We start from the raw sequence: 1,331 nt of genomic DNA, 5'->3' as shown, positions 1-1,331 counted from the left end.
GTCCATCGATGGACATACGGCGGGATCAGCGATCAGGCGGGGAGGTCGGGGGCTGCCTCGCCGGGCATCCGGGCCGACATCCATCCCCTGCGGGGCCGATCCCACGCGACAGATCGCTACGCGCTCCTCGAATTTCGGCGTCTGGCCGCCGCCTTGGGCTGATACCTGCACCAGATGACGAAGAGACCGGCCTGCGGAACACCCGGCCGCAGCAGATCGCTACGTGCTTCCCTGGTCTCGGTGCCTGCGAGCCGTCTGGGGCTGGTCATGAGCGGGCTGGACGTTGGTGACTGCCGTGGTGATCGGCCAGCGCTCGGTCCAGAAGATCAAGAACCCCCCACCGCCCCGCCGGGACCCGGTCATGCCCGGTGCCGGTCGGCTGTTGCCTCCCGCCCCGGGGTAGTGCCGCCTCCCCGCAGCAGCCAGTAGTTGACCGCCGCGCCCGCCACCAGGCCCGACCACGCCACGGCCGCGTTGTCCGTCAGCAGGCCCGTCGCGAAGAGGGGCAGGGCTATGCCGAACTCCTGGAGCAGGCGTAGGCGTAGGACCACCCCGAAGCGGTCGGCGGCCTTGTGGCGGCCTTCGGCCGTGGCGGCCAGGAGGCGGAAGGGGAAGGCGGCGGCCTGGGCGGCCATCAGCCAGGTGAACCAGGTCGCGGCCGTGCCGTGGAGGCCGTAGAAGCCGGGCAGGACCGTCCAGGCCGCCGCCGCGACGAGTCCGCAGACGGCCCCCGAGACGGCCAGGACGCCTCCCCGCAGTCCGCGCCACTCCCGGGCGGTGGGGGCGGCGTCCTTGCAGACCATGCCGGTCGCGTTGACCAGGGCGGTGAGCGGGATGTGCAGGGTCGCCGTGAGGACGGCCCCCGCGGAGAACGCGGCGAGGCGGTCCCCCCACGAGGCCTTGAGGGTCAGCGCGAGGACCAGCAGCAGTTCGAAGCCGATCACCGAGAGCATGTGCCCCCACTCCGTGACCATGCTGCGCGCCACCTGCCGCAGCCAGCGGGCGCTGTCGCGGAGCCTGAGCGGCAGGGAGAGGTGGTCGCGCAGCAGCCACACCGTGACGGCGCATTCGAGGGCGGCGATGACGGAGGTGGCGGCGTAGGCGCCGGCGAAGCCGAGTCCGGCGCCGTGCACGAAGAACCAGTCGAGGGCCGCGTTGGCGACGACGGCGACGGCGTACAGGGTGAGGAGGGGGCGCGAGCGGCGGAGTGCGAACAGCGCCATGGCGCCGACGAACTGGGCGAGCCGCACCGGGGCGGCGATCAGCAGCCACAGCAGGGCCGACCGTGCGTCGTCGCGGATGCCGGGTGCGGCGACCAGGGTGTCCAGGAG

At 72.8% G+C, this 1,331-nt stretch carries 1 protein-coding gene; it reads right to left on the bottom strand.

What is annotated here, in order from left to right; genetic code table 11:
• Positions 1 to 359: 359 nt before the first annotated feature.
• The coding region (locus VR44_RS24090; protein ID WP_045949673.1) for a hypothetical protein at positions 360 to 1,331 on the bottom strand (972 nt) is incomplete at its 5' end.

The sequence above is a fragment of the Streptomyces katrae genome, from assembly GCF_000966975.1.
Classification (GTDB): domain Bacteria; phylum Actinomycetota; class Actinomycetes; order Streptomycetales; family Streptomycetaceae; genus Streptomyces; species Streptomyces katrae.
Note: the sequence above shows the minus strand (reverse complement) of the source record. Positions and strands in the feature narration are given on the sequence as shown.